Source organism: Brevibacterium sp. UCMA 11754 (assembly GCF_021532275.1).
Classification (GTDB): Bacteria; Actinomycetota; Actinomycetes; order Actinomycetales; family Brevibacteriaceae; genus Brevibacterium.
Window position 1 is genome coordinate 1 of the sequence record NZ_JACBOT010000009.1, and the last position, 22382, is coordinate 22382.

Genomic DNA, 22382 nt, shown 5'->3' on the forward strand with positions numbered 1-22382 from the left:
TGGATACGGCCGCCGAGTCCATCGGCCTCGATGCTCGACTGTGCCTGGTTCAGCAGGTCGATCATCAAGGACTCGCCCGCGCGGTCCTGTGTGAGCAGATCGCTGAGATTATCGCATTCGGCGGTGGCATATTCGGGGTGCGAGCCGACGTCGAGGTAGAGCCGGGAACCGTTGGGCAGGAACACGTTCGAGGAACGTCCCCATTCGACGATGGGTCGAAACAGATAGCGTGCGATCTCCTCGGGACCGATGCGTCGGTCACCCTCTCCTGCCGAATGGGCAAGCCCGTATTCGGTTTCGAGTCCGTAGATTCTGGCCATCAGTCCTCCCGCAGCTGCGCCATCATGGCGTCACTGAGTCGCTTGAATGTGCGGTGTCCGCTTGCATTCCGGTCGAGCACGGCTGCCTCGAGGTCCTGGGTCGGCAATGTGCCGGATGCCGCGGAGGCAAGAGCGCGCACACCATGGTCGAAGACCTCGCGCAGCGGCAGCACCGAGGTGGACAGGTCCTTCAGCGTTGCTGTGATGTCATCGGCCCGTCCCCCGATCGCCACATGTTCGGTCTCATCCATCACGGAACCGTCGTAGCTGAGCCGGTAGAGCTGATCGGTCTCGGCTGTGAGTCCGAGCTCAGCGACGACGAGTTCGACCTCGAAGGGCTTCGACTCGGTCGTGAAGACCCCGGCCAGCGTCTGCGCGTATGCGTTCGTCAGCCCCCGCGCGGTGACATCGCTGCGGTGGTAGAATATCCTCGCAGGTCCGCGTACCTCACACCGGCTTGGCGCATCGTCTCGAACTCGTTGTACTTGCCGACTGCGGCGAAGCCGATGCGGTCGTAGATCTCTCGCGATCTTGTGCAGCGTCGGAGAAGGATTCTCTGCCAAAAGGAGGATGCCTTCGTCGTAGCGCAGCACCACGACCGACCGACCCCGGGCGATGCCCTTGCGGGCGAAGTCGGCCCGGTCCTTCATCAGCTGTTCGGGTGAGACGTAGAACGGTGCCTGGCTCATGGGCGTGCCTCATTCATTACTGTGCCTTTTCTGGTCCGACGTTCGATGACCTCAGCGGCAATAGACATCACGTCGGCCGAAGGGATCTCGATAACCCCGTGCTCAAGGTCAACGGTGAAGATCGTCGGAGCGATCTGTCTGACGAAGTCAGGGCCACCGGTGGCCGAGTCATCATCAGAGGCATCGAAGAGGGCTTCAACGGCCACCGAGATCGCAGCATCGGTGTGAAGGTCGGGCTGCCACAGCTTCTTCAGCGCCCCACGCGCGTAGCCGGAGCCGGAGCCGATCGAATGGAATCGATGCTCTTCGTATTTGCCGCCGGTGACATCGAAGCTGAAGATCTGCCCGGCAGGAGTCGCTTCGTCGACGCCGGCGAAGAGCGGAACAACGGACAGCCCCTGCATGGCCAAGTTCAGGTTTCCGCGCAGCATCGACGCCAGACGGTTGGCCTTGCCTCCCAGCGACAGGCGGGCACCTTCGATCTTCTCGTAGTGTTCGAGTTCGAGCTGGTAGAGACGGATGAGATCGAGCGCGAGTCCCGCGGTTCCGGCGATGCCGATGACCGAGAAATCGTCGGCTGGTCGCACCTTCTCCATGGAGTGGGAGGCGATCATGGTCCCGATCGTCGCGCGCCGGTCTCCTGCCATGAGGATGCCCGTGGCGGTGCGGAAGCAGATGATCGTCGTGCCCTCCGGAGCCAGATTCCCCAGATCATGCCCGGCCGTGGTCGGCAGCGCCTCGGGTGCCACGGCTCGGGCGAGTTCGACGAACGAATTGCTCGTCGAACTCAGAAATGCAGGAGAGAATCCTGACATCTCATTGGCCGCCCTTCTGGACGAAGTTGCGCACGAACTCCTCTGCGTTCGATTCGAGGACTCCGTCGATCTCGTCGAGGATCGAATCCACGTTCTGAGTGTTGATCTGGCCCTGCACGGCCTCAGGCGGTTCCGCGGGTGGTTCTCCCCCCGCCCGAATGGTCTCTCTGAACCTGTTCCTGCGAACTCATTTCGCACCTCTTTCATCGTTCGTCGTTTTCAGTCTATCCACTCCCAGTGCCTGCAGCAGTGCCTGTGAGTCGTGCACTTCAGCCAGTCTGTCCTCGAGGAGTTCACGGTTGCCCTTGAGCGGTTCGCTCATCGGCAGACGCACGATTCCGTACTCTCCGGCGTCGAGGACGAGCGAGTCCCAGCTCGCTGCCACCAGTGAGTCCGAGAATCGGGTCACGGCCAGGGATCTCAGGTAGGCCCGGGTTCCGTCGGGCGCGGAGACCACGGCCTTTTCGACTTCACCATCGGTCGTCAGCCGTCGGATCCGGTCGGCTTTCTCAAGCTTGTAGAACAGACCCTTCTCGGGCCGAACGTCGTGGTATTGGACGTCGATGAGCGCGAGCTTCGGATGGTCCCAATCAAGGTTCTCCTTCTTTCGGTAGCCTTCGAGCAGCACCCATTTGGCAATCCAGTCGATGGAGTCGGACAGGCTGCGTGGGTCTGTGGCCAAGCCGTCGAGGAATCTCTTCCATTCGCTGAGAACCTCGGTGGTGTCTGCGTCATCTCCGGCGTGTTCGAAGCAGGCCGAGTAGTAGGTGTCCTGGATCTCGAGAGCCGTCATCGAGGTGCCGTCGGACATGGGCAGCTTCGTGCTCAGGCTCAGGTCATGGCTGACGTCCCACAGAGCCTGCATCGGGTCGGCGAGTTCGAGCCTGGGGACGAGTCCTGCCTCGATGAGGCCGAGCACGAGGGAGGTCGACCCGAATCTGACCAGCGTGGCCGGCTCGGCCATTGTGGCATCGCCGATGATGACGTGCAGCCGACGATATTTGGCCGGATCGGCGTGAGGTTCGTCGCGGGTGTTGACGATCGGCCTGCGCAGGGTGGTCTCGAGGCCCACCTGGGCTTCGAAGAAGTCCGCGCGCGAGGAGATCTGGAAGCCCGCGGTCTCACCTTCGCGTCCGATGCCCACTCGACCGGACCCGCAGAGAATCTGCCGGCTGATGAAGAACGGGATCAGTCCGGCGACGAGGTCGTCGAAATCAACTGCCCGATCAACGAGGTAGTTCTCGTGGGTGCCGTAGGAGGACCCCTTCGAATCGGTGTTGTTCTTGTAGAGGTTGACGGGTTCATCCGTTGCCTCCAGCCTGCGCACCGAGGCCAATGCCACCAGGTCTCCCGCACGATCGAAGGTGACGAGATCACGCGGAGTCAGCACCTCCGGTGAGGAGTATTCCGGGTGGGCGTGGTCCACGTAGTAGCGGGCGCCGTTCTCGGTCACGACATTGGCCAGGTACTGTGCTTCGACGGATTCCTGGGGCATGTGGGTGAGCTGGGAGATGTCGGCGTCGGCGACGTTCATGAAGAAGCCGCGTGCGTCCGCGAGTGGCGATTCGGTGGCGAAGTCCCAGAAGTTCTGTGAGGACCTGAGTCCGCGCGGTCCCGCGTAGGCGTCGACGACACGCGCCGAGTCACGCATCGGATTCGCTCCCGGATTGCCCGGTTGGCTCAGTCCGAACTCGGTTTCGGAACCCATCACACGGTGGACACTGAGCATCTGAACTCCCTCTAACGTTTAGACTCGGGGACGTGGCTGCGAAGAAATCTCATCTCCCGATCGCGTTGATCGTCGACCTCGTCCTAGTTGTCCTATTCACCATCATCGGTCATTACACACATTCTCATAATTTCGATCCCCAGGGGCTTCTGACCACAGCGTGGCCGTTCCTGGCCGGACTCGGCATCGCCTGGCTGCTCTCGGCAATCTGGGATCGCCCGATCGCCCCGTTGGCCACGGGGACCGCTGTGTGGGCGATCACCGTGCTGGTCGGGCTCGTCATCCGTGGCGTCACCGGTGCCGGAGGCGACCCAGGACAGGTGCCTGTGAGCTTCATGATCGTCGCCACCAGCCTCAACCTCATCACCCTGGTCGGATGGCGGCTCATCGCCACGGCCGTGACCGGCGGCACCAGCCCACGCCGACGCCGACGCTGATCCGCAGCCGGTGCTGATCCGTACCGGACAGGGCCGGAGAGCCGGCTCAGACCAGGTCTGAGTTCGGATACACCTCGGCGATATCCTTCTCGAGCGGAACCGCAGGAGCTCCACGCGTCGTATCCAGGTGCATCATCCGCAGATGTGTCACCCGCTCGCCCTTGCGACCGGAGATCCGCGCCCACTCGTCGGGATTCGTCGTATTGGGCAGATCCTCGTGCTCGCTGAATTCCTCGGCGATGGCCTCTTCGAAGTGCTTCGGCTGGAGACCGCGCTCACCGTTTCCAGCAGTGATTTGATCGCACTCTTCTTGGCCCGGTCCACGATGTTGTGGATCATGGCTCCGGAGGCGAAGTCCGCGAAGTGGAGAACTTCCTTAGCACCGTCGGCGTAGGTGACCTCGACGAATTCGTTCTCCGGTGACAGTGCATACATGCGGTCGACACAGAACGAGATCAGGGCCGACACCCCCTCGGCGGGGGTCTCATGACCGGTCTGCACGCTCGCATGCAGGGGCAGTTCTGCGGTGAGGTACTTCTCGAAGATGTCGCGAGCCGCATCCGCATCGGGACGTTCGATGCGGATCTTCACATCGAGGCGTCCCGGACGCAGGATTGCGGGGTCGATGAGGTCTTCGCGGTTCGATGCGCCGATCACGATGACGTTGTCGAGCTGTTCGACACCGTCGATCTCGGTCAGCAGCTGGGGCACGATGGTGGTCTCCACGTCAGAGGACTTCCCGGTACCGCGGGTGCGGAACAGGGACTCCATCTCGTCGAAGAAGACGACCACGGGGAATCCTGCAGAAGCCTTCTCCCTGGCCCGGGCGAAGATGAGACGAAGCTGACGTTCGGTCTCGCCGACGTACTTGTCGAGCAGCTCCGGGCCCTTGATGTTGAGGAAGTAGGTCTTGCGGGACTGACCGGCACCGGTCCGGTCGGCCAGAGAATTGGCCACGGCCTTCGCGATCAGGGTCTTGCCACAGCCGGGAGGGCCGTAGAGCAGGATGCCCTTCGGCGGTTTGAGACCGTGCTCGGTGTAGAGCTGCGGGTGCTCGAAGGGCAGTTCCACTGCGTCCTTGATCTGGCCGATCTGATCGGCCAGCCCACCGATGTCGGAGTAGGTGATGTCCGGGACCTCTTCGAGCAGAAGCGAAGAGACCTCCGGCTTCTCAACGACCTGAAGGGCATAGTGTGTGCGGGAATCGACGACCACGGCATCGCCGACGCGCAGGCCGGCATCGACGAGGTCCTCGCCGAGGATGAAGACCTGTTCGTCGTCGCCGGGAGCACCGACGAAGATCCGGGTGTCGTCGACGAATTCGCGCACATTGACGACGGAGCCGACCGGGGCGAAGGACCCGGTCCCGATGATGACGAGACCTTCCGAGAGCAGGACATCGGCACCGGCACGCAGGTGTGCCGGCTCCACCTCGGGTCCGACGGCGACACGCATTCTGCGGCCGCCGACGATCACGTCGGCGCTCAGCCCCGATTCACCGAGAGCGATGAGTGTGCCCCAGCTGTTGGGCGGCTCCGTCAGTCGACGGGCCTCCTCCTTGATCCGGTTCAGCTCATCTCGTGCTGTGCGCAGGGTCTTCGACAGGGCTTCATTGCGTTTCCCGGCGCTGAAGAGCTGTTGGCGCAATGACGCAGTGTCCTCGCGCAGTCGTTTGACTTCGGTCGTTGTTTCGGTCATTGGTCCTCCTTCGACCCGGGGGTGTTCGAGGCTTGGCTGGCTGGCTCTCGGTGGTTGGCTTCGAGGGTCGACAGTTCTTGGTTCAACCGTTTTCCCGCCTCACGCATGACGCGGCGCAGCTTCTTTCCCTGTGCGACTCTGGCTCCGACTGCTTCATCGGTGACTTCCGGCTTCGTCCACGCATCGACGTCTTCGGTCGATGCCGGGGTGCCCTGGGGTCGCTTTTTCTTCTCCAGCGGGGCCACTCCGGGTGCCATGCGACGGGCGATGACCAGGAAGCCGGTGTGCGCGATCATCCGGTGGTCGGGCCGCACTGCGAGCCCATCCACATGCCATCCACGGACCATGGCCTCCATGGACTGCGGTTCGCTGAAGCAGTCCGTGGCACGCAGCGCTTCGACGAAACGGGAGAGCTGTGGGACGGTCGCAACGTAGGCGATGACGACTCCCCCGGGTGCCAGTGCGGTGGCGACTGCGTCCAGGGTGTTCCATGGTGTGAGCATGTCGAGGACAACCCGGTCGACGGTGCCTGCCTCGTAGGAGCGGGGCAGCTCATCGGAGAGATCCGCCACCGTGACCGACCAGTTCTCGGGTCGACCATCGAAGAAGTCGGCGATGTTCCCGGCTGCGATGGTGGCGAATTCCTCGCGGAGTTCGAAGGAGTGGAGCCTGCCTGTAGGCCCGACTGCCCGCAGCAGAGCCATCGACAGCGCCCCGGAACCAACGCCGGCTTCTACGACCACTGCACCGGGGAAGATATCGCCGAGGGTGACGATGAGTCCCGAGTCCTTGGGATAGACGACCGCTGCCCCGCGGGGCATGGACAGGACGAAGTCCTCGTAGCGCGGACGGAAGACCTGGAAGTCGATGCCCCCGGTGTTCGCCACGATGATTCCCTCGGTGCGACCGATGATGGCATCGTGTTCGATGAGTCCCTTGTGGGTGTGGAACAGCTCTCCGGGAGCCAGCACGATCGTGTGCATTCGGCCCTTGGGGTCGGTGAGCTGAATCTTCTCGCCGGTCTTCAGGGCCCGGTCGGGTTCGGTATGGCTTGCCTCAGTCATGATGCGTCCACTCTACGCTGATGAGAAGTGTCTCAGCACACCCGGTTCAGGCTGCGAGCAGCTCGTCGAAGAATTCCTGCAGATCGATCACGCCGACGAGGGTGTTCTCGTCCATGACCAGGCTGAACTGCGCCTTGGGGCGATGGGTCAGGGACTCAAGCAGGTGCGGTGCCGTGATGTCCTTGGGGACTCCGATCCACCCGGCCAGGGGCCTGGCCACTTCGCCTGCCGGGACCTGGTCCAGAGACTCGGCCAGACGACCGGCTGCCGCATGCCTGTCGACGAGCCCGTAGGGCAGGCCTTTCTGGTCGAGGACGACGATGAGGGTGCGTTCCTTTGCGTTGCCCAGCGTGTTCGCATAGTCGAGTGTGTCGGCAAGATCCGCGTCCCAGGTTGCTGCGATGGCAGGCTGGATGACCTGCGAGAGGTCGTAGGTCTCCATCTTCCGGGCTCGCTTCGCATGAGTCGCGGCGTCCCCTGCGGAGAACCAGAGCATGATGGCGATCAGCGACATCCACGCCACGGTCAGCGGGTCAGGGCGCTCACCTGCCAACAGCGGTGTGATGACGGACCAGCCGATGAAGCCGACTGCGATGACTCGACCGACCCAGCTGGCGACGATCGTTCCCAGGTACTGCGAACCTGTCAGGGCCACATCAGGGCCTGCAGCGCCCACCCGCCGTCCAGCGGAATTCCGGGCAGGAGGTTGATGGCACCGAGTGCGACGTTCGCGAATGTCACTGCGATGAGCAGGAGCCATGGAACCGAGGTCGGCGAGACCGCGCTCAGACACCACCAGCCCAACAGGGCCAAGACGATGTTGACGATCGGACCGACGATGGAGATGACGAAGCTGGTCAGCGCGGCCTTATCACGCGGATTATCCGCCTGAGGCTCGAACCTGGTGAACCCGCCCCAGATATTGAGCTCGATCGCGGCGACCTTGAGTCCATAGAACTGTCCGGCGACACCGTGCGCCAGTTCGTGGAGGAAGACCGAGCCGAACAGCAGAACCGCATACGCGAACGCGACGAACCAGGCCCAGACACCGAGGTCGGGTCGGACGGTATTCACCCACGGGGCGAACAGAATCGTGATCACGAAAGCGGCGAGGAACCATGACCAGGCCAAGATCACCGGGGCGCCGAGAACAGTGCCCAGGCGCAAGCCCGAAGAGGCACCAGTCTGGTGTTTTTTCGCGGCCATCGATGGAGTTCCTCTAGCTTGGGGTCGGGTTCGCTCAGCCTATCAGCGACAGGCTCTCCACCACGGTCTCACGCGTCGTGTCAGACCAAGTCGTTACAGTGGTGACATGGCCGAGCTGATCAGTCTTTCGCCCTCACGGGCCAACGACTTCGTACAATGTCCCTTGAAATTTCGATTTCGCAGCATCGACAAGCTTCCGGAACCGCCGTCGCAGGCCGCTTTCAGAGGGACCGTCGTCCATTCCGTCCTTGAGAAACTCTTCGAACTTCCCGCGCCACAGCGGACGCAGGAGGTCGCCGAGTCCCTGCTTCGTCCCAGCTGGGACGAGCTCGTCGAGAAGGATCCAGCTGTGCTCGAGATCTTCGGCGATGAAGGCGAGAAGGAGACATTCTTCACAACTGCGGGCAAGTTGCTGCAGGCTTACTTCACGCTCGAGTTCCCGGAGCACCTCGAGCCCGATGAGACGGAGAAGTACGTGCGCACGCGGCTCGACAGCGGCCTCGAGCTGCGGGGCTTCATCGACCGCGTTGATGTCGCACCGGGAGGTGAGAAGCGTCTGGTCGACTACAAGACCGGAAAGCAGCCCAAGCCCCAGTACGGCAGGGAGGCCCATTTCCAGATGGGTTTCTACGCCCTCGTCGAGTATCGCCTCACGGGTGAGCTCGTGCACACGCTCCAGCTCATGTACCTGGGTCGCAGAGCATCCTCAAGTCTCACCCCACGATGAGTGACATCGAGCGTACGGAGTTCGAGATCGAGTCGATCTGGAAGGACATCATCGCTTCCGCCGAGGCGGACCGCTGGCGCCCGAAGAAGTCACCGCTGTGTAACTGGTGCACTTTCAAACCGCTGTGCCCGGCGTGGGGCAACACTCCCCCGCCGACCCCGGAGATCACACGGATTGTCGGGACGTGAGTTCTCTCAGGTCAGCAAGTCCGCGCCCTTCGAGGCTCGACCACAGGATCCGGCCGGGTCGCTCCTCGAGCTCCACCAGATGGGGAATGCCGATGGCGATGGTGCCTGCTGCTTCTGCGCTGGCGAGTCCTGGTTTCGAATCCTCGAGCGCCACACAGGCTCCCGGGTCGAGCTCAAGCAGCGCCGCTCCCTTGAGATAGGGCTCTGGATCGGGTTTGCCGGCGGTGACCTCGTCACCGGAGATGAGGCCGACGAAGCTGCCGTCCGGGCATGCTGAGATGACCGCCTCGGCGAGTCGCCGGTAGGACATCGTGACCATCACACAGGGTATGCCGGCGGTGACGATCGCAGCGAGGAACTCGAGAGCTCCGGGACGAAACGGCACTGCTTCCTCGATCTTCGCGACGACCTGGTCGAGAAGGGTGTCGACGATGACTGCGGCTGGAAGGTCGAGTCCAGCATCCTGCATCATCGCGGCGGAGGTGAGAAGATCGTTGCCCACGAACTCCAGACCCTGCTCTTCGCTCCAGCTGATGCCGTGCGCGTTCATCAGTTCGGTCTCGGCTCTGATCCAATACGGTTCCGTATCAACCAGAGTTCCATCCATGTCCCAGAGGACTGCGGCAGGATTCGTCATGATTCCAGCGTAATCTTGAAGCATGACTTTTCTTCCATCAGGGTCCGGGGCACTCGTGTTCATCGCCTTCGAAGGACAGGACGCGGATGCCTCCGAGGCCGCCAGTTCACTGGTCAAGGATCTCATCGAGTCATGGCGACTGGACGAGAGTGAGATCTTGGACACCGACGGATTCTACGAGTTCAGATTCTCAGAGCCTGAGATCGTTCGGGACGAAACGGGCCGAGCCACGATCGCGTGGCCGGGGATAGAAGTCCACCGGGGGCAGCATCTGGGCACACCGGTCACCGTCATCCAGGGACATGAGCCGGGACTGAAGTGGCGAGAATTCCTCTCGCTCATCCTGTCCGAGGTCACTGCCGAGGATCGTGTGGTCCTGCTCGGAGGTCTGCACGCGGAGGTCCCCCATACGCGGCCTCTGCCTGTCGTCGCGAACACAGAGGATGCGGTGCTCGCCGCAGATCTGAACATCGACGTCAACGGCTATGCGGGACCGATCGGCATCCTCGGCCTCCTCGGCGTCGAATGCGCCAGACGTGGACGCCACGCGATCAACCTGTGGGTCGGTGTCCCCGACTATCTCACCGACTCCCCTTCGCCCAAGGCTGAATTGGCTCTGGCGTCAGCGGTGGAGAAGTACACGGGACTCGAGATCGACATTCCCATCCTCGAGGAGGAGAGCCGCGCATGGGAGCTCGGTGCCGATGAGCTGGTCGCGAACAACCCGCACCTCGTCGAACTGCTCAAGGGACTCGAACAGCTCAACGATTCCACGGAGCTGCCCGAAGCCAGCGGCGATGCGATCGCCGCCGAGTTCGAACGCTACCTGCGCAAACGCGGTCGCGAGAAGTAGAGGGCTCCGGCTCAGCCGTGCAGGTCGATGCCGAGCAGGGCATCGACGGCGTCGGCGACCCGGTCACCGCACACCGGTGCGGTCTCGGCAGCGGGTGAGTCCGCATAGTGCTCGGCCCATTCGTCGAGGATTCCCAATGCACGGGGGCTGTCGAGGTCATCGGCCAGAGACTCACGCAGCAGACCGATGATGTGTCCGCGCAGCCCCTCCCGGCATTCGGCTTCGCACATTGCCGCATGCTTCCAGGCCTGCAGTCGCGCCGAGGCGGACTCGAGCAGATCGTCGGTGAAGATCCAGTCGCTGCGATAGTGGTTGGACAGCAGCACTGTGCGAATGACCATCGGGTCGACGCCCTGTTCGCGCAGCTTCGAGACGAGGACCAGGTTGCCCTTGGACTTGCTCATCTTCTCGCCCTGGTAGCCGACCATGCCTGTGTGCATATAGGTCCGGGCCAGCGGTTTCTGCTTCCACGCCGCTGCGTGAGCTGCGCTCATCTCGTGGTGTGGGAACACCAGGTCGCTGCCGCCGCCCTGAACATCGACGGGCAGTCCCGCGTAGTTGTTGGCGATGACGGTGCATTCGATGTGCCAGCCCGGGCGTCCCGGCCCGAGTTTCCCGCCGTCCCAGGACGGTTCGCCCTCGCGTGCGGCCTTCCACAGCAGAGGATCGATCTGATCGTCTTTGCCCGGCGTTTCCGGGTCGCCGCCGCGCTCAGCCGAGAGCTTGGCCATCGTGGCCCTGTCATCGTGGCTGACGCTGCCGAAGGGCGGATTGATCGGAGTTGAGACGCGGTAGTACACGTCCCCGTTGTCGAGGGTGTAGGCAGCCCGCGACTCGACGAGGTCCTCGACCGCTGCGACGATCTGTTCGACCGACTCCACGACGCCGATGTAGTTCTGCGGCGGAAGCACGCGCAGCGCCGCCATGTCTTCGCGGAACAGCTCGATCTGGGACTCCGCGAGTTCACGCCAGTCGACTCCGGTGGCGTTCGCCCTCTCCAGCAGAGGGTCATCGACATCGGTGGTGTTCTGCACATAGACGACGTCGAGCCCGGCGTCGCGCCACACCCTGTTCAAGAGGTCGAAGGCGACATAGGTCGCCGCGTGACCGAGATGGGTGGCATCGTACGGGGTGATTCCACATACATAGAGACCAGCCGCCTGGTCACGCCCTTTGAGTCTGCGTGGGCTCCGGGTGCCGGTGTCGAAGACTGTCGGCACCTTTCCGGAGCTGGTGAGGCGGGGTAGCTGAGGTTCGGACCATGACTTCACGGAGACCAGCCTAACCGAGTCATAGCAGAACGGCACCTCCGGTCTCAGACGGTGCCGTCTCTAGATCGGCGGCCAGGGAATGACGGTCCGATCCTGCGGCGGATCGGGGAACGTTCCGGCCTCCCCCAGACGCTCCGCCCGGGCGCGCAGGCTCTCGATCTCTGCCTCCTCCAAAGACTCATCCAACACGGTCCGCAGCTCCGTGGGCATTCGGACCACCTCGTCGAGGGCGTCGATCTCTTCGACCCTGAACGACTGATGAGAGAAACCCCACAGCACGGTGCGCACCTTCTCCTCGGCGTGGAACGTCAGACCGTTGTCGATGCCGTAGGTGCCGATGCTGGCCGCACCGCTGCCCGGCAGGTAGCTGCCGGTGATGATGTGGCCCGCCTTCCGGTCGGCGTTGTTCGCGAGGAGGTCGAAGAAGGCGATCGCGCGCAGCCCCTCCCGTGTGTCGTGGGACAGCACCAGATCGGTGCCGTCCTCGGTTCGCAAGGCGAACATCGGAGTGTGATCGGCAGGGATGCCGTCGACCCCGGTGAGGACGACGGCGTCATCGTCCCCGGAGTCCTCGACATAGGCCTGGAGCGACCCTGGCCCCGCTCCCAGGTCTGCTCGGAGGACGGTCGGCGGGACCACGTTCAAGTCGAGGTGAGCGCTCAGCCGGTAGGACGCCACCTCGCGCAGCGAGAGCGTGTGCGGTGGGAAGTCTGCCAGCGGTCGCTCTCCCGATGCCGGTTTGTAGACGGCTTTCAGGTGGGTGCCGGCGTGGTCGACGACCACGAGTCGAGTGTCGTTGCTGGCCCGCGGGATCGCTCCCATGACGGTGCAAGTGCCCTGTTCCAGGGCCTGCTGGGCGAAGGCTTCGTGCATGACTCTCTTAAACGCGGGCGATGCCGTTGGCACGGGGGCACAGGTGCCCTTCGGGCTCCAGCGGCAGCGAGCAGAAGGGGCAGTCGCCGCGACCGGCGGAGACGACCTGATCGGCCCGGCGGGCGAACTCGCGGGAACCGGCGGCGTCGAGAACGATGCGCAGCACCTCTCGCTCGACTTCATCGTCATCCGGCTCTGCTGAGGTGCCCGTCTGAGCATCCTCCTCGGTGAGTTCGAAGCATTCGACCACAAGCTCATGGGCGACCGTGTCCCAGCCAAGGCTCATGGTGCCGACCCGGAATTCAGGCTCGATCGGGACGTTGAGTCCGGCGTTGTCGATGCGTTCGTCGATCGCAGACTGGGGCACTCGCGCCGCGGGATCCTTGACCATGACCATATCGAGCAGTTCGGTGACGCGATCGGCGAGGATTTCGACCTGCTCCTTCTCGACCACCACTGTGGTCAGCGAAGTTCCGGATTTCGCCTGCAAGAGGAACGTTCGCTCGCCGGGCAGACCGATCGTGCCGACGACGAATCGATCTGGGGTGGGGTGGTCGTACAAAGCTGCCATGCCTTCAGCCTAGTTCAAAGACTTACATGTCCGACTTCCCTGGGATACATTTGAGTCATGAGCACTGATCCTCGTGAGGCCCTGGACGCATTCCTCGAAGCAGTGGGTGAACACTTCGCTGCATCCGCACACCGCAATGGAGACCAAGACCCCCGTGTCGAAGCCGCCTACATGGCCTTGGCCGACGCCTTCGAAATCTATGAAGACGCGATCTACACCGCGTACGACGAGGTCACCCCGTTTGAGCTCTTCGACGATGTCGAAGATGCCAAGGAGGACGACGAGAACAACGAACTCGACGGTGATTTCGCCATCGACGAGGACGACGAAGACGACTGAATCAGGTACGAACCGGCCGCAACCTCAGGAGATCTGGTCGAATTCAGGAGATCTGGTCGAGCACCTCGGCGATCTCGGGTTCGAGTTCGATTTCGCTGCTGAGCAGCTGAGTCATCTGCTCAGGGGTGCGGGCCGAGACCAAGGATGACGCGACTCCCTGGTACCTGTTGAACGCCAGCGCAATGTCTGTCGTCGTCACTCCCAGTGCCGCAGCCGCCTTGCGGACTCCTGCCAGCACGCGCGTCGCCCGCTCGTCGAGATAGGCCCCGACGTAGTCGGTGAGTTCACCCACCGCGAAGCGTGAGTCCTGTGGGGTGCCTCGCCGATATTTGTCGCTCAGCACTCCTCTGCCCAGGCCGGCACCGGCGATGAGTCCCACGCCTGCGTAGTTCGCAGCCGGCAGAAGATCGTGCTCTGCCTCCCGGTTGAGCAGGGAGTATTCGGCGATCGCGCAGGCGATCGGCAGACCTGCTCCGCGCATCTCCGCCAGCTCCCAACCGGCATGGTGGGACACGCCGACGTAGCGGATCTTGCCCAACGTCAGCAGGGTATCGATCGCCGAGGCGGTCTCTGCCCTGTCCACCACAGCATCGAAGACATCGAGGATGAGCATGTCAATGTGGGAACGTCCGGTGGCGCTGAGCAGGGCATCGACCTGGCTGAGAATCCGAGCCCTGCCCAGACCCACCTCGATGTGGGATGACTCACTCATGGACACGCCCACTCGGGCAACCAACACGATCTGCTCAGGAAGACTCAGCTGAGACAGCACCTGAGCCGCGTGCACTCCCGAACTGGGAAGCTCAATGAGGTTCCCACCAGCGTCGACGTACTCATCGACGAGTCGCTGTGCGACTGCGGCGTCGACTCGGTGTCCCCACTCGAATGTGCCGAGACCCACATCGCTGACTTCAAGACCGGTTCTGCCGAGGCGTTGATGCTTCATGATTGTTGAGGTTACCTGATTCGGCGACTACCGTGGTTTCGTTCCCATCCCACTTTCTCAAGGAGACGCATGTACGACTGGCTGGTCGCAGCTGTGCTTGGCATCGTTCAGGCACTGACAGAATTTCTGCCGATCTCGTCCTCAGCGCATGTGCGCATCGTCGGTGAGTTCATGTTGCCGGGCCAGGATCCGGGCGCGTTCTTCACCGCGATCATCCAGATCGGCACCGAGGCAGCTGTCGTCGTGTACTTCTGGCGCGACATCGTCTCCATCATCTCCAAATGGTGCAAGGCGCTGGTCGGCAAGCACGACCGCAAGGACCCTGAAGTCCGGCTCGGCTGGCTGATCATCGTCGGATCGATTCCGATCGTCATCCTCGGTCTGCTGTTCCAGGACGCCATTGAGGGCGCGCTGCGCAGCCTGTGGATCACCGCGACCATGCTCATCGTCTTCGGACTCATCATCGGCCTCGCCGACTGGGTGGGCAAGAGGGAACGCACCCTTGAGGACATGAGCTGGGGCCAGGGCATCGCCTACGGATTCGCCCAGGCGCTGGCGCTCATCCCCGGTGTCTCACGCTCCGGCGGGACGATCATGGCCGGACGCTTCATGGGCTTCGACCGTCCTGCCGCTGCCCGCTACTCGTTCCTGCTCGCCATTCCAGCGGTCTTGGGATCCGGTTTCTACAGCGTCTTCCAGACGCTCGGCACCACAGACATGGTCATCGGCTGGGGACCGACGATCCTGGCCACCATCATCGCCTTCGGACTCGGACTCCTCGTCATCCACTGGTTCCTCGGCTACGTGAAGACCAAGTCGTTCGCGATCTTCGTCTGGTACCGCGTGGCACTGGGCATCGTGCTCTACATCCTGCTGGGCACAGGAGTCCTCGCCGCCACTTGATTGGCGCAGGCTGATCGGCGCCGGCTGGCTCGGTTGTGCGTCAGCGCAGTCCGCCGCCGCCGGGTTCGCTCCCCTCGGAGAGCCCGGCGGCGGTGACCGACATCGCCGTCAGCACCGGCCGTGGCCCCGAGAAGTCGATGACGGTGAAGGAGCCCGGGGCAACGCTTATTCGTTGAAAATCATCGAGAGGCATCGCCAGCGCATCGGCAATGATCGCCTTGATGATGTCGCCGTGGGAGACGAGCATCGCCCAACGTTCGGCTCTGCCCTCACGATCCTCGATGCCGTGGCTGCGCTCTTCCTCGTCGCTGCGCTCTTCCGTGCGGAGCTCGTCGACGACGGTTCTCACTTGTGACACGGCACGGTCGGCCGCCTCGGCGATGGACTCTCCACCGGGGAACCGCGCCTGCGAAGCACTCTCGACGACGGTCTTCCACAGCTCTTCGCCGCCGAGCTCCTTCAGGCTCCGCCCGGTCCATTCTCCGTAGTCGAGTTCGATGAGGTCATCGACGGCGGCAACAGAATCGGCGGTGACCGCAGACGCCGCGATCTGAGCCGTCTGCTCACATCGCATGAGGGGCGAATGCAGCAGGCGGGAAAAGTGGCGGTGCGGAAGCATCTGCAGGGTGTTGCGAAGGGCGCTGACACCCTGATCGGTCAGCGACACGCCGGGAGCGCGTCCGGCGAGGATCCCTGCCGTATTCGCACTGGAGACGCCGTGCCGGAGGAGAACGATGACGGGCATATGATCAACACTAGCCCAGATCGTTTACAGTGGGCCTATGAAGCGTCAGCGTCCCAGCATGGCCTATGAGTTTCGCAAGGTCTCGTTCTCCAGAGAAACCCCACGATCTGTCAGTCTCCAGGAACTCAATGATGAGGCGGAGTACGGCAAATGGGAGCTCGCCCGGACCCGGATCTCCGTGGGAGGCACCAAGACCGTCTGGCTGCGTCGTAAGATCATGCCTCTGACATTGAGCAGCTGACACCGACCCTGTGAAGTCACCCGCTGCGCTCCTCCCCGTCCTCTTCGCCGGCCTCGTCACCATCGTGGCCGGCGGTGCCATGTCCCTCCAAGGTCGTGCCAACGGCCTGCTCGGTCCGATCCTGGGTCACTCTGTCTTCGCCGCACTCGTCTCGTTCATCATCGGACTCATCCTCGTGGGCACGACTCTGCTGTGCTCCTCCCGGTCTCGGGCCAGCGCCAGAATCCTGATCCGACTCCTCCGCACCCACGCGATGTCCTGGTGGATGCTGCTCGGCGGTCTCAGCGGTGGCCTCGTCGTCATCGCTCAGGCATCCACCGTGCCGATCATGGGCGTCGCGATGTTCACCATGGCCTTCGTCTCCGGCCAGGTGACCGGTGGTCTCGCCGTCGATTCCACACGCCTGCCACCGGGAGGGAGGCAGCGTCTGACGTTCTTCCGGGTCTTCGGGGTCCTCGTCGTCATCGCCGCCCTGGTCTACGGCGCGTCGGAGCGACTCAACCTGGGAGTCCCGCTCTGGGCCCTGCTGCTGCCCTTCGTCTCTGGTGCCCTGACCTCCGTCCAGCAGGCGTTCAATGGGCGGATCAAAGCCGCCACCGGCTCGGTCGTCGTCGCCACCACTGTGAACTTCGCCGTCGGCTTCCTCGCCCTGCTCGCGGCTGCTGGGGTCATCATGGCCTCCGGGGTGACCTGGACAGGATTTCCGACGGAGCCCACTCAGTGGTGGATGCTGCTCGGCGGCGCCTTCGGCGTCATCTTCATCGGGTTGACCGCGCTGACCGTGGCGAAGCTCGGCGTGCTGCTGCTCAGCCTCTTCTCGCTGTTCGGAAATCTCCTCGGCGCGCTCCTGCTCGATCTCCTTCTGCCCATGCCCGGATCCCTGGTGAGCACCACGACGGTCATCAGTGCCGCCCTGGTGCTCCTCGGGATCGCGATTACGATTATGCCTTCATCAGGAAATCGCCCAGAACCCTCGCCCCGAACTTGAGTGCGGAGATCGGCACTCGCTCGTCGACGCCGTGGAACATCGCAGGGAAGTCGAGGTCACCGGTCAGCTGCAGCGGCGCAAACCCGTAGCCGGTGATGCCCAGCTCTGCCATGGACTTATTGTCCGTTCCGCCCGACAGCGTATACGGCAGAACCTTCGCTGTGGGGTCGTCATCGAGCAGGCTCTTTTGCATCTGCGCGACCAGCGGCGTGTCGAAGGGCGCCTCCAAAGCATCTCCCTCGTCATTGGCCTCGATGTCGATGCCCTCCCCCGCGAGTTCCTTGATCTTGAGCATCACATCCTCGTGCTGACCTGGCAGGGTCCGGCAGTCGACGTAGGCCGTGGCCGTGCCAGGGATGACGTTGTGCTTGTAGCCGGCGTTGAGGAATGACGGATTCGAGGTGTTCTGCAGCGTCGGGGCGACGAACTTCTCGACAGAGCCGAGTTCGGCCAGGAGCTCACCGATCGTATCGGCCCGGAATTCGATGCCGGTGATCTCCGCAACTCCTTCGAGGAGCTGCCTTGTTGCGACCGGGATCTCCTGCGGCCATGGATATTCGCCGATGCGGGCGATGGCTGCGGCAAGCCGGGTGACCGGGTTGTCATCGTTGCGCTGGGAGCCGTGACCGGCCGTGCCATGGGCGATGAGGTTGAGCCAGGCGAGACCCTTCTCTGCGGTCTGGACGAGGTACACGCGCTGGCCGCGGACATCGACGGAATAGCCGCCGACCTCGGAGATGGCCTCTGTGGCTCCGGCGAAGAGCTCCGGGTGGTTGCGGACCATATAGCGGGCGCCGTAGTTCCCACCGGCTTCCTCGTCGGCGAAGAAGGCGATGATGAGGTCTCGGCGCGGACGCAGACCCTGGCGGAGCATATCGCGGACGGCGGCGATGATCATCGCGTCCATGTCCTTCATGTCAACTGCTCCGCGACCCCAGAGCAGCTCGTCCTTGATGACACCGGCGAAGGGGTCGACGCTCCAGTCCTCTGCTGCCGCCGGAACCACATCGGTGTGGCCGTGGACGACGAGCGCGTCAGCCTGGGGATCGGTTCCCTTGATCCGGGCGACCAGGGAGGCCCTGCCCGGCTCCGATTCGATGATCGTCGACGTCAGTCCCACCTCGTCGAACCAGCCTGCGATGAGATCCGCTGCTGGCCGTTCGGGGTTGACCTTGTTGCCTCCCCAATTCTGTGTGTCGATGCGAATGAGCTGCTGGCACAGAGAGGTGACCTCGGCCTCGGCGGCGCTGAAATCGTACACGGTGTCTCCCGTCGGATAGGTGCAAAGATGCTGACGTGATCCACGTTATAGCAACTGCGGCAGTCCGACCCATGGTGTCCGCCGATCGTGATTTCCGGGTCAGCGGCAGGAGTGAATGAGAAATGGCCTCCGGATCAGATCCGGAGGCCATTTCCTCTGTTGTGCGCGAAGGGGGACTTGAACCCCCACGCCCGATAAGTTGGGCACTAGCACCTCAAGCTAGCGCGTCTACCAATTCCGCCACTCGCGCTGGCAACAGAGATTACTTTACACGCGACTTTCGGCCGTGCAAAATCAGATCGGCCGATTGTGACGCACGGCACTCAGGCGATTCTGCTGAGGCGCTCACCGGGGCCTGCACAGGCTCATTCACGAAGTTCTGAGACCTCTGAGAGGATGTGCGGTTTGCCGGACTTGAGATCGAAGACGGCGAACTTCGCGGCCTCATGCCTCTGTCCCTCGGTGATGGCGAAGCCAACGGTCGAGGGCAGCAGCACGGGCTTGGCGAATGACACATCCCAGCGGTATGACTCGAGCCTCGTATCGACCGCGGACAGGGCGCGCGAGGCACCGTACATGCCGTGGGCGATGAGGCGCGGGAAGCCGAAGCCCTTCGCCGCCAATCCGTTGAGGTGGATCGGGTTGTAGTCACCCGAGGCGCGGGCATAGCGCTGGCCGATGATCGGGTCGAGTCGCCACAGTGCCGTGTGCCGAGGAGCAACGAAATCTTCCCGCTCCAGCTGCACCTTAGGCTCCGCGTTCGGCAGCTTCTTACCCTTGGCCAGGTACGTCGACGTCTCACTCAGCTTCGGCTCACCGTCGACCTTCATCGTCACGAGGACTTCGATGGTCGTTCCCGACGGATGCTGGAAAGGACCGGCAAGCTCCACGTGCATGTCGACGCTGTCTCCGATGTGCACCGGCCCGAGAACGTCGACCCGGTTGGCGACATGGACCAGGCCCATCATCGGCAGCGGCACCTCAGGGTCGCTGAGCAGTTGCATGCTCAGCGGGAAGCCAAGCACGTGAAGGTAACCCGGATGGACGATGTTGCCCAATCCGGCGCCGACGACGCTGGTGAACCCTGCATAGGCCTCGGCTTCGATGGGCACGCTGCGATCGAGCGACCGCTTCGGCAGGTCGGGACCGGTCCTGCCTCCCAGTGGCAGCGCCTTGAGCAGTGCCTTGCCGTAGATCGGCAGCATTGAGTCCTTGGCCATCAGGCACCCACCATGTTCTGGCCGCATACGCGCAGCGTCGTGCCGTTGATCCCGCGGGCTCCCGCCGAGGCGAGGAATCCGATGGTCTCAGCCACGTCGACCGGGTGTCCGCCCTGCTGCAGGCTGGAGAGGCGACGTGCGACCTGACGGGTCAGCGGCGGCATCTTCGCAGTCATGTCGGTTTCGATGAACCCGGGTGCGACGGCGTTGATCGTTCCACCGCGGTGGGCGAAGTCCTTCGCCGAGGCGGCTGTGAGTCCGATGACACCGGCCTTCGAGGTCGCGTAGTTCGTCTGCCCGCGGTTGCCCGCGATGCCCGAGGTCGAAGCCAGGGAGACGACCTGAGCGCCATCGGCGAACAGGCCTTTCCCACTCAGGTGGGCGTTGACCCGGGCCTGAGCGGCGATGTTGACGGCGATGACCGAGTTCCAGCGTGCGGCGTCCATGTTCGCGAGCATCTTGTCGCGAGTGATTCCGGCATTGTGAATGAGGATGTCGACGGGACCGCCGACCGCCTCGGCGATCTTCTGTGCCGCGGTCTCCGCGGTGATGTCGAGTTGGAGGGTCTTCCCGCCGATCTCATTCATCACCTCGGCCAGCGCCTGCCCTGCCTGGGGCATGTCGACGCCGATGACGTGGGCGCCGTCGCGGGCGAGGTTGCGGGCGATAGCGGCGCCGATTCCGCGGGCAGCTCCGGTCACGACGGCACTGCGGCCGGCCAGGGGGCCGGAGGTGCCGGTGGACAGGAACTGCTCCATGCTGACCGGTGTCCCCTCCGGCGAGGAGACCGTGACGAACTGGCCGGACACGTAGGCCGACTTGCCCGAGAGGAGGAACCACAGAGCGGTGGCCACCGATGGTGCCTGCAGATCGACACCGTCGACCAGGATGCCGTTGGCCGTCGAGCCTGCGCGCATCTCGTGTGCCAGGGAACGGGTCAGACCCGTGACGCCCTGGGCGGCCGCGGCGAGCTCCGGCGTCTGGTTCGCAGCGTCGGGTGCCTTCGAGATCGTGATGACACGGCCGCACTTGCCTAGTGAGCGCAGGGCGGCGCCGATGTCGAGCACTGTCTCCGACAGGTCGCTGGGCGTGTTCGCATCGTCGAGGACGGCGATGATCGCGCGCAGGGACTCCCCCGAGGCGGAGTGGCGGCGGACTTCAAGGCCGTTCTCCAGCAGCAGGTCGGCGAGCTTCTGCGCCTCCGGGCCGGCGCCCAGGACGAGGACAGGCTTGCGTCGATAGCTCTCAGGTGTCGAGTCGAAGCGCTGGAGCTCGACGGGCTGCGGCAGCCCGAGGGTCTTCGCGACCTGCTTCAGCGGACCGTTGACAAGGTTGAGGTATGTGTCTTTCATACTGCCTCCACAATCGCGGTGAGGCCCTGTCCGCCTGCTGCGCAGATCGAGACCAGTGACCTCTTCTTTCCGGTGAGCTTGAGGTGCTTCGCGGTGCTGGCGATGATGCGTCCGCCAGTCGCTGCGAAGGGGTGGCCAGCAGCCAAGCTCGAGCCCAGCGGGTTGAGCTTGGACCGGTCGATCGAACCGAGAGCCTTGTCGAGTCCGGCCTTTTCACGGCAGAACTCCTCGGACTCCCATGCGGCCATATGGCACAGCACGGTCGAGGCGAAGGCTTCGTGGATCTCGAAGACGTCGAAGTCGTCGAACGTCAGACCGTTGCGAGCGAGCAGTCGCGGCACCGCATAGGCGGGTGCCATGAGCAGTCCCTCAGCACCGTCGACGAAATCGACGGCCGCTGCTTCGGCATCGACCAGGCGGGCCAGCGGAGTGTAACCGTGCTCAGCGGCCCAGTCTTCGCTGCCGAGAAGGACGGAGGAGGCTCCGTCGGTGAGCGGAGTCGAGTTGCCCGCAGTCATCGTCGCCGCACTGGACAGCTTCTTGCCGAACACCGGCGAGAGCTTGGCCATTGTCTCCGGAGTCGAATCCGGGCGCAGGTTCGTGTCGCGGCTGACGCCGAGGTACGGGGTCGTCAAGTCGTCGAAGAATCCCTCGTCCCAGGCGGCCGCGAGATTGCGGTGCGAGGCCGCGGCGAGTTCATCCTGAGCCGCACGCGTGATCTGCCATTCGGCGGTCGTGATGGCCTGGTGCTCACCCATGCTCAACCCGGTGCGCGGCTCTCCGGTGGACGGAGCCTGCGGCGCCAGATGGGCCGGTCGGATCTGAGCGGCGATCTTCGCCCGCTGCGCCAGGGTCTTGGCCCGGGACAGGTCGAGCAGGATCTCACGCAGCGAATCGCTGACGGCGATCGGCGCATCCGAGGTCGAGTCCACGCCTGACGCGATGGCTGACTCGAGCTGCCCGGCGTTGATCTTGTTGTTGAGGCTGACGACCGCCTCTAGCCCTGTGGCACAGGCCTGACCGAGGTCGAAGGCCGGCGTCGTGGGCGACAGCGCAGAGCCGAGAACGGCTTCGCGGGTGAGGTTGAAGTCCTTCGAATGCTTGAGCACAGCACCTCCGGCGACTTCGCCGATGTTCTCACCGGCGAGGCCGAAGCGAGCAACGAGTCCGTCGAGGGTGCTCGTGAGCATATCGAGATTGCTGGCCTTCGAGTACTGCTTGTTCGAACGAGCGAACGGAATACGGTTACCGCCAAGGATGACGGCACGCTGATTGGGAGTGGACATTTGCACCTCCGGTATGTGGATTT

At 63.5% G+C, this 22382-nt stretch carries 24 protein-coding genes, 1 tRNA gene and 2 pseudogenes; 7 read left to right on the top strand and 20 right to left on the bottom strand.

Annotated elements, in window-relative coordinates:
• The 5 genes from HX613_RS04610 to dop all read right to left on the bottom strand — a co-directional run.
• Positions 1 to 320, bottom strand: a 320-nt coding sequence (locus HX613_RS04610) for a proteasome accessory factor PafA2 family protein (protein ID WP_235344269.1), incomplete at its 3' end; no start/stop codon positions are given.
• Positions 320 to 1009, bottom strand: coding sequence for a proteasome subunit alpha (prcA, locus tag HX613_RS04615; protein WP_235344270.1), 690 nt, complete (start codon positions 1007 to 1009; stop codon positions 320 to 322). The genes HX613_RS04610 and prcA, both read right to left, overlap by 1 nt.
• Positions 1006 to 1824, bottom strand: coding sequence for a proteasome subunit beta (prcB, locus tag HX613_RS04620; protein ID WP_235344271.1), 819 nt, complete (start codon positions 1822 to 1824; stop codon positions 1006 to 1008). Before prcB ends, prcA begins: the two co-directional genes overlap by 4 nt.
• Before the next feature lies 1 nt (position 1825).
• Entirely contained in the window at positions 1826 to 1984 is a 159-nt protein-coding gene (locus HX613_RS04625) for a ubiquitin-like protein Pup (RefSeq protein WP_442862587.1), read from the bottom strand.
• A gap of 27 nt (positions 1985 to 2011) precedes the next feature.
• Positions 2012 to 3553, bottom strand: coding sequence for a depupylase/deamidase Dop (gene dop / locus HX613_RS04630; protein ID WP_235344272.1), 1542 nt, complete (start codon positions 3551 to 3553; stop codon positions 2012 to 2014).
• A 32-nt stretch (positions 3554 to 3585) separates the two neighbouring features.
• Here dop and HX613_RS04635 point away from each other — a divergent pair, with 32 nt between their 5' ends.
• On the top strand, positions 3586 to 3990 hold the full coding sequence (locus HX613_RS04635) for a DUF3054 domain-containing protein (protein ID WP_235344273.1): 405 nt from the start codon (positions 3586 to 3588) through the stop codon (positions 3988 to 3990).
• Positions 3991 to 4036: 46 nt separating this feature from the next.
• On the opposite strand, the pseudogene arc reads toward HX613_RS04635, so the two are convergent.
• The 4 genes and pseudogenes from arc to HX613_RS04655 form a co-directional block, all read right to left on the bottom strand.
• Positions 4037 to 5688 (bottom strand): annotated as a pseudogene (gene arc / locus HX613_RS04640) (proteasome ATPase).
• The gene (locus tag HX613_RS04645; RefSeq protein ID WP_235344274.1) at positions 5685 to 6752 is read right to left on the bottom strand and encodes a tRNA (adenine-N1)-methyltransferase; all 1068 of its coding nucleotides are present in this window, start codon (positions 6750 to 6752) and stop codon (positions 5685 to 5687) included. Before HX613_RS04645 ends, arc begins: the two are co-directional and overlap by 4 nt.
• A 46-nt stretch (positions 6753 to 6798) precedes the next feature.
• Positions 6799 to 7428, bottom strand: a complete 630-nt coding sequence (locus tag HX613_RS04650) for a hypothetical protein (RefSeq protein ID WP_235344275.1) — start codon at positions 7426 to 7428, stop codon at positions 6799 to 6801.
• Complete coding sequence (locus tag HX613_RS04655; RefSeq protein ID WP_235344276.1) at positions 7398 to 7958, bottom strand: site-2 protease family protein; 561 nt, start codon at positions 7956 to 7958, stop codon at positions 7398 to 7400. Before HX613_RS04655 ends, HX613_RS04650 begins: the two co-directional genes overlap by 31 nt.
• Before the next feature lie 106 nt (positions 7959 to 8064).
• Between HX613_RS04655 and HX613_RS04660 the strand changes: the two are divergent.
• Positions 8065 to 8873: pseudogene (locus HX613_RS04660) on the top strand (RecB family exonuclease).
• On the opposite strand, the gene HX613_RS04665 reads toward HX613_RS04660, so the two are convergent.
• Positions 8851 to 9510 (bottom strand): HAD family hydrolase, encoded by a 660-nt coding sequence (locus HX613_RS04665; RefSeq protein ID WP_235344277.1) that lies wholly within the window; start codon positions 9508 to 9510, stop codon positions 8851 to 8853. The pseudogene HX613_RS04660 and the gene HX613_RS04665 sit on opposite strands and share 23 nt — an antisense overlap.
• 22 nt (positions 9511 to 9532) lie before the next feature.
• Between HX613_RS04665 and HX613_RS04670 the strand changes: the two genes are divergently transcribed.
• Entirely contained in the window at positions 9533 to 10363 is an 831-nt protein-coding gene (locus HX613_RS04670; RefSeq protein ID WP_235344278.1) for a proteasome assembly chaperone family protein, read from the top strand.
• A gap of 11 nt (positions 10364 to 10374) precedes the next feature.
• On the opposite strand, the gene mshC is transcribed toward HX613_RS04670, so the two are convergent.
• The 3 genes from mshC to HX613_RS04685 are packed head-to-tail and all read right to left on the bottom strand — an operon-like array spanning position 10375 to position 13078.
• Positions 10375 to 11634: a cysteine--1-D-myo-inosityl 2-amino-2-deoxy-alpha-D-glucopyranoside ligase gene (gene mshC / locus HX613_RS04675; RefSeq protein ID WP_235344279.1), complete on the bottom strand. Its 1260-nt coding sequence runs from the start codon at positions 11632 to 11634 to the stop codon at positions 10375 to 10377.
• 60 nt (positions 11635 to 11694) lie between these two features.
• Entirely contained in the window at positions 11695 to 12507 is an 813-nt protein-coding gene (locus HX613_RS04680) for an SCO1664 family protein (RefSeq protein ID WP_235344280.1), read from the bottom strand.
• A gap of 7 nt (positions 12508 to 12514) precedes the next feature.
• Positions 12515 to 13078, bottom strand: coding sequence for a DUF3090 domain-containing protein (locus HX613_RS04685; protein WP_143921690.1), 564 nt, complete (start codon positions 13076 to 13078; stop codon positions 12515 to 12517).
• 57 nt (positions 13079 to 13135) lie between these two features.
• Here HX613_RS04685 and HX613_RS04690 point away from each other — a divergent pair, with 57 nt between their 5' ends.
• A complete protein-coding gene (locus tag HX613_RS04690; protein ID WP_198396201.1) occupies positions 13136 to 13417 on the top strand; it encodes a hypothetical protein in 282 nt (93 codons plus the stop codon).
• Positions 13418 to 13460: 43 nt separating this feature from the next.
• On the opposite strand, the gene HX613_RS04695 is transcribed toward HX613_RS04690, so the two are convergent.
• The gene (locus tag HX613_RS04695; protein WP_235344281.1) at positions 13461 to 14363 is read right to left on the bottom strand and encodes an aldo/keto reductase; all 903 of its coding nucleotides are present in this window, start codon (positions 14361 to 14363) and stop codon (positions 13461 to 13463) included.
• A 69-nt stretch (positions 14364 to 14432) separates the two neighbouring features.
• Here HX613_RS04695 and HX613_RS04700 point away from each other — a divergent pair, with 69 nt between their 5' ends.
• Positions 14433 to 15266, top strand: a complete 834-nt coding sequence (locus HX613_RS04700; RefSeq protein WP_235344282.1) for an undecaprenyl-diphosphate phosphatase — start codon at positions 14433 to 14435, stop codon at positions 15264 to 15266.
• Positions 15267 to 15306: 40 nt separating this feature from the next.
• On the opposite strand, the gene HX613_RS04705 is transcribed toward HX613_RS04700, so the two are convergent.
• Positions 15307 to 16011: a histidine phosphatase family protein gene (locus HX613_RS04705; protein ID WP_235344283.1), complete on the bottom strand. Its 705-nt coding sequence runs from the start codon at positions 16009 to 16011 to the stop codon at positions 15307 to 15309.
• 37 nt (positions 16012 to 16048) lie between these two features.
• Here HX613_RS04705 and HX613_RS04710 point away from each other — a divergent pair, with 37 nt between their 5' ends.
• Complete coding sequence (locus HX613_RS04710; protein WP_232488267.1) at positions 16049 to 16252, top strand: DUF5703 family protein; 204 nt, start codon at positions 16049 to 16051, stop codon at positions 16250 to 16252.
• A 10-nt stretch (positions 16253 to 16262) separates the two neighbouring features.
• Positions 16263 to 17240 (top strand): DMT family transporter, encoded by a 978-nt coding sequence (locus HX613_RS22535; RefSeq protein WP_235344284.1) that lies wholly within the window; start codon positions 16263 to 16265, stop codon positions 17238 to 17240.
• On the opposite strand, the gene HX613_RS04720 is transcribed toward HX613_RS22535, so the two are convergent.
• The 5 genes from HX613_RS04720 to HX613_RS04740 form a co-directional block, all read right to left on the bottom strand.
• On the bottom strand, positions 17194 to 18501 hold the full coding sequence (locus HX613_RS04720) for a M20/M25/M40 family metallo-hydrolase (protein WP_235344285.1): 1308 nt from the start codon (positions 18499 to 18501) through the stop codon (positions 17194 to 17196). The genes HX613_RS22535 and HX613_RS04720 overlap by 47 nt on opposite strands.
• 162 nt (positions 18502 to 18663) lie before the next feature.
• Positions 18664 to 18751 (bottom strand) — tRNA-Leu (locus HX613_RS04725).
• 115 nt (positions 18752 to 18866) lie between these two features.
• Positions 18867 to 19721 carry a MaoC/PaaZ C-terminal domain-containing protein gene (locus tag HX613_RS04730; RefSeq protein WP_235344286.1) on the bottom strand — a complete coding sequence of 285 codons (855 nt, stop codon included), beginning with the start codon at positions 19719 to 19721 and terminating at the stop codon, positions 18867 to 18869.
• Complete coding sequence (locus HX613_RS04735; RefSeq protein WP_235344287.1) at positions 19721 to 21073, bottom strand: 3-oxoacyl-ACP reductase; 1353 nt, start codon at positions 21071 to 21073, stop codon at positions 19721 to 19723. Before HX613_RS04735 ends, HX613_RS04730 begins: the two co-directional genes overlap by 1 nt.
• Positions 21070 to 22359: an acetyl-CoA C-acetyltransferase gene (locus tag HX613_RS04740; RefSeq protein ID WP_235344288.1), complete on the bottom strand. Its 1290-nt coding sequence runs from the start codon at positions 22357 to 22359 to the stop codon at positions 21070 to 21072. The genes HX613_RS04735 and HX613_RS04740 overlap by 4 nt, the downstream gene beginning before the upstream one ends.
• Positions 22360 to 22382: the final 23 nt, after the last annotated feature.

Coding starts and splice junctions, on each gene's coding strand:
- prcA (WP_235344270.1), bottom strand. CDS start 1,009: ATGAGCCAGGCACCGTTCTACGTCTCACCCGAACAGCTGATGAAGGAC.
- prcB (WP_235344271.1), bottom strand. CDS start 1,824: ATGTCAGGATTCTCTCCTGCATTTCTGAGTTCGACGAGCAATTCGTTC.
- dop (WP_235344272.1), bottom strand. CDS start 3,553: ATGCTCAGTGTCCACCGTGTGATGGGTTCCGAAACCGAGTTCGGACTG.
- HX613_RS04645 (WP_235344274.1), bottom strand. CDS start 6,752: ATGACTGAGGCAAGCCATACCGAACCCGACCGGGCCCTGAAGACCGGC.
- HX613_RS04655 (WP_235344276.1), bottom strand. CDS start 7,958: ATGGCCGCGAAAAAACACCAGACTGGTGCCTCTTCGGGCTTGCGCCTG.
- HX613_RS04665 (WP_235344277.1), bottom strand. CDS start 9,510: ATGACGAATCCTGCCGCAGTCCTCTGGGACATGGATGGAACTCTGGTT.
- HX613_RS04670 (WP_235344278.1), top strand. CDS start 9,533: ATGACTTTTCTTCCATCAGGGTCCGGGGCACTCGTGTTCATCGCCTTC.
- HX613_RS04680 (WP_235344280.1), bottom strand. CDS start 12,507: ATGCACGAAGCCTTCGCCCAGCAGGCCCTGGAACAGGGCACTTGCACC.
- HX613_RS04685 (WP_143921690.1), bottom strand. CDS start 13,078: ATGGCAGCTTTGTACGACCACCCCACCCCAGATCGATTCGTCGTCGGC.
- HX613_RS04690 (WP_198396201.1), top strand. CDS start 13,136: ATGAGCACTGATCCTCGTGAGGCCCTGGACGCATTCCTCGAAGCAGTG.
- HX613_RS04695 (WP_235344281.1), bottom strand. CDS start 14,363: ATGAAGCATCAACGCCTCGGCAGAACCGGTCTTGAAGTCAGCGATGTG.
- HX613_RS04700 (WP_235344282.1), top strand. CDS start 14,433: ATGTACGACTGGCTGGTCGCAGCTGTGCTTGGCATCGTTCAGGCACTG.
- HX613_RS04705 (WP_235344283.1), bottom strand. CDS start 16,011: ATGCCCGTCATCGTTCTCCTCCGGCACGGCGTCTCCAGTGCGAATACG.
- HX613_RS04710 (WP_232488267.1), top strand. CDS start 16,049: ATGAAGCGTCAGCGTCCCAGCATGGCCTATGAGTTTCGCAAGGTCTCG.
- HX613_RS04730 (WP_235344286.1), bottom strand. CDS start 19,721: ATGGCCAAGGACTCAATGCTGCCGATCTACGGCAAGGCACTGCTCAAG.
- HX613_RS04735 (WP_235344287.1), bottom strand. CDS start 21,073: ATGAAAGACACATACCTCAACCTTGTCAACGGTCCGCTGAAGCAGGTC.
- HX613_RS04740 (WP_235344288.1), bottom strand. CDS start 22,359: ATGTCCACTCCCAATCAGCGTGCCGTCATCCTTGGCGGTAACCGTATT.